Below are 8,235 nucleotides of genomic sequence, written 5' to 3' on the forward strand. Positions count from 1 at the left end.
CATAGCGATACTCCTTTGTTGATGATTGTTTTGCAGAACCATTTTAACATAGGAAGTCGCTATGGGTTTTTGTTTTTGATTAACTGTTCAACTTCATTTTACAACGAACCATATCAAAACATCACCAAAATCTTTGCAATCATTTCCTCGACTCTTCCAGTGAACTAGCTGCAACAAAAAAGGATACTACAGCAAATATTTTCGAACTCAAAAATGTATCAAAACCGGCCATGAAAATTTCAAAAATTCCAGCCTCATCGTGCTCAGCACGCAATATATCAGATACATCCCCAACCACATCTACTACTACAAACACTATCCACATCCCAGCTATCAAAATTGCTAGAAAAGCACCTGCCTTTTTGCCGCCAGACACTTCATCCGCTGTCCCAACTGCGGTAGAAATCGAAATAAGCGCAGTTGCAATAGGAATAAAATATGGCCAGTCTGCCGGTTTATCAAAGAACCAAATAAAAAACAAGAAAGATAAAATTATCGCTACCACATACGCGGCCATGCCAGCTAATACACCTAATATAGCACGCATATTGCAATTCCTCCTTCTAATTTCCCTATATTTCGCTTATCCCACAAGCCTTCTATGGATTTTTGCGCTCTCTAAGCAACCTATCCAATTCCGATTCTATGCGTTCTCTTGACTCTGCCCTTTCCTCTTCACGCCCCTGCTTTGCGGCAGCCTCATTTGTCCCATGCGCAGCGGCTCCCATTGCTCCTGTTTCCAACTCACTCAAACTGTCTGCAGTACCGGAGATTGAATCTGCATCAAGCAAGGAATCCCCTGTCAAATCATAATCCCCTACCTTTATATGTGAGAAAAAGGGAAAGATCGTCGCTGCTTGTACAGCCAAACAATTTTCCGATGCAGCACAAAAGCCAGGATTGTCGCTATAAGCACCCCCATGAGCATAGCCCCACTGGAAATAGTCTGTGCTACCTCCACACCTTCTTGGTTCGCCATTGAATATGTTTTGAGTATCCAATGAAAACCTTTTATAAACCCATTAAATAACAACACTGCAAAATGAACACCATAAGCAAATAAGCCTACCAAAAGAACACGCCAATGTTTTGCCAGAAATCTGAATCTGAACAAAATGCCGACTATTCCTATGGCAAATATTATCAATGGAACGAATGGTATATTCACGAGCAATGCACATACAATTCCAATCACCAGCGACTTGAATAAGGTCTTATATGTACTCGCAATAAAGAACAGCAACAGGAATGCAACGCTTGCCATCATGCTATGATGTACTATCGCATAATATAGGCAGAACCACCATAAAAGCAGCCACATATAGTGCCGCTATTTAGAACTCGCCACGCCCATGTATACCATCCCCATTTTCCACGTTACACAAAAACTACCCCCACTTGCTTAGGCACTCTGTGCCAGAGGATCCGGCCCGTACTTATTTTCTCCTGCTGTGCCTGGCTGGAACAGCAAATACAGCCACAAAACCAGATTCACTATTGGTACCAACGCCAAAAAATACCAATATCCAGATTTATCGCAGTCATGCAATCTCCTGATACTTAACATTATAGAACTAACTGTCAATACAATTATTATCAAGAATGCCAACATAAGTGCCAAACCTTCTCCCGACGCTACAAGAGCATCGCAAATAAAACTTATGAGCCAAATAACAACTGACCTTTTAAAGTATCTTTTACGATTAAGTCTGTTGTCTGCTCGAAAAAAAGTCTGCTTAATACCAACATCTGGTTCGTATGCATTGATATAGCTATTTCCATTATCACTCTTGGTCAAATCTACCGGCATATTTGATCCCCTCCAGACCTTAAAGAATCTTTTACTTTTTCACAGTACAGCAACTGGTTGGCAAAGCATACATCAACAGGCTTCATTTTACATCCAGCCCATATTGCTCACACAATACTCTCAACCCATCTTTAAACCCAGCCCCGACAAACTTTACCTTCCACTCGCCCTTATGTCTATAAACTTCCAGCATATTTATGACTTTTTCCAGACCTAGTGTCAACCGAAAATCGAATACCTTATCCTCATCCATCCACACTCTGGCCAAGGGATTTCTTACTTCTGAGAAACTGGCGGATGGGTTATTAGCATCTTCATACACTGCAAAAGCAACCACGATATTTTCCACATCTTCAGCTATCTTTTCCAGATTTATTCCGACACCCTTCGCACCATCCTTTTCGTCTATATACACAGCCTCCTGCCTGGATTGCTTATTGCCGAAGAAAATCAAATCGCTATCCTGCCTGGTCTTTCCATTTCCGTATAACTGAAACGCATAGGGATCTATATCTACCTTGATATTCTCTCCTACAAACCCCACAAACAAATTCTTTACATCCTTCAGTCTCAATCTCTGACCCTTGACAACTTTCTCACCTATGCTATTGTTTGCTGCAGTATCAGAATTAGCCGTATAATCAATCTGCGAACTGCTATCTACAGAACCTCCAGCAGCTGATGGCTGCTGCTCATGTATCTCCCTGGCCCCTACTGCAGCCCGGCCTGATACATATATCCGTTTGCTTATGCCATAATCAGTCTTCAGCACTATATCGCCATACAGTACAGTACCTCCCATCAAAGAAGATATTTTGAAGGCCACGTCATTTGTCCCTGGCATCAGCCTCTGAGGACTCAGGCTCAAGCCATGCACATTATTAGTTATCTCACAGGCACAGTCTGTCACTATCAGACGATGGAATTCATTGGCCTTCTCCGCCGCGAATACTCCCAGTTCTATCATGCGGGGCAAACGCCAGCTTGATACACTGCCACCCCTGTCCTCCTGACCATATACTTCCACATTTTCTGTCACAGTATTGCTTCTCAGCTTGACAGCTACAGTTCCCTGCGAATTTTCCGTTAATTCTATGCGCAGATTCTTCAGCACTACTTGATCTGCATCTACTATCAGAGCAGTCCCGGATTTTACCCAAAGGGTAGCGCCATGCCCGTCCACTGTACAGGCATGGCTTATCCTGAGAGGCCCCTCATACTCCCCCATGGGCAAATCTATAAAACTCTCCCTGCCAGAAAATTTTTGCTGTATGGAATTCATGCTGCATCATCATCCCTTCACAACCTCCATCAGCAATGCATCCTGCTGATTGCTGGTGGGAAACATCTCACCATTCCTGAGCCATACAGCCTGCCCTATGGGCACAAGATTGCCCTTTGGCGACAGCATCCCTTCCAGGGCATTGTTCACCAGATACCACTCGCTGCCTTGATGACTTATATACGCCTGCATCGTGCGATCCTGCATTTTTTCATCAGGATATACGTTAGCCAGAAAATGCCATTTAAACAAAGGCATATTATCATACAGATTGATCTCGCCCGTCTGCTGCCACTGTCCCTTGCGGCCTCTCATGGGCTTTTTCAGCCTGACATGTATCACATCATCTGCTCTGAGCCGCGTTCCACAATGAGGGCATACGGGATTGCGCACATCATGCAGCACAAACCATTTCGCCTTGCAGTTGGAATTCGGGCATGGCTGCAGGAGATCCCATGTCTTCACCAGCGCTTTCTCCCACTGGGCTGCCGTGGGACGTTTTTCAGGGTCGTGCATCCCCTCGACGAAAGCCTGGAGAAACATTTTCTCAAGATAAGGCCCCAGGTCATGGATAGTTACCTGCAAATCATCCGGCCTGTTGCTCGTATCATGAGGATTCTCAATAAAGGTCGCCATCGGCCCATACTGCATATACTCATCATCTTCCGTGGAAGTGGTAGTATATATCTTCGGTCCGTCCAGGGGGTGTCTCTTGAGCAGATATTCATACAGAAGCACTGGCAGGGCAAAAAGATCCGTAGTTGCACAGGGAAGTTTCCTTCCCGGATCATCAAAGGGCAAGTCCATGGTTTCCAGGACTTCCGGAGCAATATAGCCTTTGGTTCCCGCCACCTCCGGCGGGAACACCCCGGGCACCACCAGTGAGTCTATATCTATGACCACGCACGTGCCTGTCTTGGGATCTATCAGCACATTGTTGCTGGACAGATCCGAATGGGAGAGGCCTGCTGTGTGCAGCCGCCGCACAGCCCTAGCCAGAGATATGGAGAGCCTGAGCATGGTCTGGAAATTCCCGCACTCATCATCAGCCAGACATTTGCTGATGGCACGAGAGGTAAACCATCTGCTCTTCTTGTCCTTGCCTGCCATATCGAGATTCACGCCACTTTTCACAGCATGCTTGCCGAAAAAGAAATTAGGCGGATAGGTAGGGCAGACAACGCCGAACTCCGGATATTTTATCAGAGCAACAGGCCAGCAAAAGAGATTGGCAAAATATGCAGCCGTCTCCTTGGTATTGCCCATGGCGCCCCCATATTCTTCTGCCAGAGTGGGATTATAGAGTCCCACTATGTTTTCCAGTCTTGAGTGCATCTGAGGGTTCTCAGCATCTTCCTCCTTATTGAAAAACTGAATGGCAAATTTCCTGTCTGGCGTGAAATAAGTATGCTTCATCCCTCCCCTGGGCGGATTGTCAGTCAAAACATACTCTATCTCCGTATCATTCATTAGAATGGCTTTCTCTATATGCTGATTCTTTTTAGCCATTCTACTCTCCCCTTTGCAAAATCACTAAGGTACGGTCATCAAAAGATCCTCTGACCACATAGCTGTCCAGCCATTCCTTCAGCCTGGTGGCTGCATTTTTTCCCGTGTTCAGCTGAATAGCCCCGGCCATAACAGTGAGGCTTTCCCTGCCCTCTTCCCATATCTTCTTTAAATCCAGCCCCTGCTTTTCCTGAAGTTCCCTGACATACTGCACAGGCACCATCCTTGGTTCTAGCTCGCCGGTCACGGCTGGATAGGATTGCGGAGCAGGTACAATCTTTGACAGTTCCTCATATCTGGCCTTATCCAGTTTCTTCTGCATCATCTCCAGCTGAGGTGATGAAATAACACGATTGACAAGCAGATCCAGATATAACCTGAGCATCTCTTTCCCGTTGGGATCGTAGTCATCCGCCACTCCATCCGTCATAGACATGATGATGTCGATTTTCTTCCTTGAAACACGTGTGCGTCCCATCAGGCTTTGCAGAGAATCTATAGACGAGCTGGTTAAAAACTCCGTTTCGCCCGAAAAAGCTCCGCTATCAGCGTCTCCCAAAAGCGTAATTATCTGGTCATAAGGAGCCGTTCTGCTGATGGCAGCTGTCATGCCATCGCCCACCTGACAGGTTACAATGAAAGTTTCATCGGAGTTTTCAATCGGCAGGGCTATGGTCAGCAGCAAAGTGGCAGCAAAATCATTCAGCTGCAGATCACGCTTGACTGCTTCCGCATAACCTGGCGTCCCCTGCCTCGCTTGAAAAGCATTTATTACATTCTGCCTGGCTGCCAGCATAGCATGCTGAGCCATTTGCGCCATTTGTGAGGCAGCCTGCTGAAACCTGCTGTCTTTCAGGTCATAGCCCAAATGTGCCTTCAGCTCAGAATTTTTCCGCAGAAGATTTTTCAGTTCCCTCTCAAGATATTCCATTGCCCCCGTGCAGGAAGTCTTTGCACCTATACGAGAGAACTTCTTCGACCCCGCTCCATCTGAAACTGCTATCACGGCAAAATTCTCTATATTTCTCGTCTCAAACCAGTCATCACAGTTCGTGCCCTCATGTTTATGCTTCTTTCCCCTGACCCTGGCAGCAGTGACGTGGAAGCTTCCCAATGTAGCTGATTCGGTAAGATATTCCTCGTAAGGCTCAGGCTCATCCTTTGGCACCGGCTTGTATTTCCACAGGGAAGCCGTATGCTGCAGTACCTCCCAATCTGACAAGACCTGCGGAGTCTCCGATGCACCCGCCGCCTCCGGCAGACCCGCTGCCTCCGTTGCCTCCGGCACCGGCTTGTCTTCAGTGCTTTTTTCCGGCTCCTGAGGCATTTCCGCTTTCTTGCTCACTTTGGTAAAAGCAGTCTTGGGGAATGGCGATGAGGTTTTTATCAGAACTGCTTCACTTTTTTCTGTATGAATTACCTTGCTGCCGGGATTATTCGCAAGCTTATAAATTTTGCCATGCTGGGTATACATGAGGCTTCCATATTTTTTCCCAGTATTTTCCGAATTGCCCATTACTTACGCTCCTCTTCAACCTCAAGGAACAATCGTGAAACCTTGCGGCGGAGGCGGAAGCTCGATGGCTCCGCCCGGTTTTGCATCAAGGCTCTTGGAAGACATCTTGATGGAACCGGATACCCAGGCAAAGAACTTCGAAAGATCACCAGCAGAAGCCGTATTCATCAGCAAAACATTATCCGTAATCCGCTTCAAGGTAGACTGCTCCACATAAGGCCCTGCTCCCACTGCGATGATATTTGCCACCTTCAGGCTCTTGATATCCGCAGTCTGACGGTCGAATTCATCATCATCTGTATGCATGCCGTCCGTGAGAATGAAGACTAAAGGCTTCCAGTCACCCTTCTGATTTTCGGTAGTCTTCCTGACCTCTTTATCTATGCACTCCCGCAGCACCTTCAGAGCGCCGCCCAGGGATGTAGCACCACTGGCTTCCAATTTCGGCTCCTTGAACAGCATCAGTTCCGTCAGGGGCGAGGTCTGCTGCGCTACACTGGCAAAAGTGATGACAGAAAGGCAGGCTGTCTCTAAAGCCTGCGGATCTCCCTTCAGTTCATTGACCAGCATCTTGATGCCTTGTCTCACCGATTCTATAGGCTCACCTGACATGGAGCCAGAGCAGTCCAACAACAAATAAACCGGCAGTCTGCGTACGTATGACATAATTTTTTCCTCCTTTTATTCAATCAATCCTTAGAGCCTTCAACCCAGCGCAAGCCCCAGCCAAAGGCCCTGTCAATATCCTCATGGCCATTGAAGAACCGCACAATCTTCTCCACGCTGAAGGTGTCGCCTTGATTTTCCAGCATAGCTATAGCACAGGCACATTTATTGGAACCATACTCATCCATACGGACGATTATATCAGGGCTGCCGCTGCATTTCACCGTAACTACGCCCTTTGCCTCAGACCAGTTGGCTGCCCCTTCATAAATAAAGGTAAAAATCAGGATGCGCTTGATTTCTGATATCTTGCTGCCATTAATGCGCATATTTTCCCCTGCAGCAGAATTGCCAGTCCTGTCATCGCCATCCAGTTCAATGTAGGGAAAACTCTGGAAACTGCCAAAACAATTTCCCAGCGCCTGCACTACCCCTTTGCTGCCATCTTTCATCTCAAACAAGCACGCCAGATCAAGGTCAATGCCATTGTTATTCCCGAAGATGGAACCAAAGAAACCGCTGTCCTTCTTTTCCGGCTGTGACCAATTCAGGTTAATGGAAATTTTTCCCAGATTGGTTCCTGCCTTCTTGGTGAGATTGACCTTCTGGCCCTTCCGAAGTTCCACTTTCTTGGGGGGAGCCGGCTGCTCCCTGGCAGGTGGAACAGGTGGAATGGGCTGCTCTCTCGCAGGCGGAGCGTTGGAAGCAGCAGAATTGTCTCCCTCTGATACATCAATGCCAAAACTCCCGCACAAGGCTGCTAAGCCTCCTTGATAGCCGCTGCCTATGGCATTGAATTTCCATTCGCCTTTATACCTGTAGATCTCTGCCACCACTACAGCAGTTTCTATCGAAAATTGATTGCCCATATCATAACGCAGCATCTCCTGCTGCGTATCTGCATTGACTACCCGGATATAGGCATTTTTCACCATGCCAAAATTCTGCCGGCGTCCTTCTGCGTCGTAAATGGTAGCAGTAAAAGCAATTTTTTCGATATTTCCCGGCACCCTGCCAAGATCCACCAAGATTTGCTCAGCATCCCCGCCAACATTTCCCGTAAGATTGTCACCCTTGTGCTCCACGCAGCCGCTGCCATGCCTCAGATTGCCATAAAAGATAAAATCATCATCTCCGGCAGCCTTGCCATTTGCCCCCAAAAGAAAGGCAGCTGTATCCAAATCAAAATTATTTCCCTGGCTTTGCCAGCCCAGGCCAATCAGCAAATGTCTAAGCCCGGCATTGCCCTTGGTCAAGTCCACTTTCCGACCTTTGCTTAAACTAATCATCCGCTCTACCTCTGGAATTTATCCGTCTTTTCTGAACTTATTGGCGCGAAACAGCCTGCGGTGCAATTGCCTAAGCACCGCAAGCTGCCTGCTTGCAAACTAACCTTTAGACATTCACGCCAAAGTTGCGGCAGAGAGCAGCCAGGCCGCCCTGGAAGCCGCT

The 8,235-nt window shown here is 47.2% G+C and carries 8 protein-coding genes; all 8 read right to left on the bottom strand.

The annotated features are described in order from the left end of the window. Positions 1-139: 139 nt before the first annotated feature. Complete coding sequence (locus F599_RS0112490; protein ID WP_019543838.1) at positions 140-547, bottom strand: hypothetical protein; 408 nt, start codon at positions 545-547, stop codon at positions 140-142. 52 nt (positions 548-599) lie between these two features. Continuing rightward, positions 600-1,001, bottom strand: coding sequence for a hypothetical protein (locus F599_RS15670; RefSeq protein WP_211209101.1), 402 nt, complete (start codon positions 999-1,001; stop codon positions 600-602). A 401-nt stretch (positions 1,002-1,402) separates the two neighbouring features. Continuing rightward, positions 1,403-1,810, bottom strand: a complete 408-nt coding sequence (locus tag F599_RS14455; RefSeq protein ID WP_019543840.1) for a DUF805 domain-containing protein — start codon at positions 1,808-1,810, stop codon at positions 1,403-1,405. Between the two features lie 82 nt (positions 1,811-1,892). Beyond that, positions 1,893-3,092, bottom strand: a complete 1,200-nt coding sequence (locus F599_RS0112500) for a TerD family protein (protein WP_019543841.1) — start codon at positions 3,090-3,092, stop codon at positions 1,893-1,895. Positions 3,093-3,101: 9 nt separating this feature from the next. Further along, positions 3,102-4,601 (bottom strand): serine/threonine protein kinase, encoded by a 1,500-nt coding sequence (locus F599_RS0112505; RefSeq protein ID WP_019543842.1) that lies wholly within the window; start codon positions 4,599-4,601, stop codon positions 3,102-3,104. 1 nt (position 4,602) lies between these two features. Next, positions 4,603-6,117, bottom strand: coding sequence for a PP2C family serine/threonine-protein phosphatase (locus tag F599_RS14460; protein ID WP_019543843.1), 1,515 nt, complete (start codon positions 6,115-6,117; stop codon positions 4,603-4,605). Between the two features lie 21 nt (positions 6,118-6,138). Next, entirely contained in the window at positions 6,139-6,783 is a 645-nt protein-coding gene (locus tag F599_RS0112515) for a vWA domain-containing protein (RefSeq protein WP_019543844.1), read from the bottom strand. A 23-nt stretch (positions 6,784-6,806) separates the two neighbouring features. After that, positions 6,807-8,072, bottom strand: a complete 1,266-nt coding sequence (locus tag F599_RS16315; protein ID WP_019543845.1) for a TerD family protein — start codon at positions 8,070-8,072, stop codon at positions 6,807-6,809. Positions 8,073-8,235 lie beyond the last annotated feature (163 nt).

It is taken from the genome of Selenomonas bovis DSM 23594 (genome assembly GCF_000381005.1).
Taxonomy (GTDB): domain Bacteria; phylum Bacillota; class Negativicutes; order Selenomonadales; family Selenomonadaceae; genus Selenomonas_C; species Selenomonas_C bovis.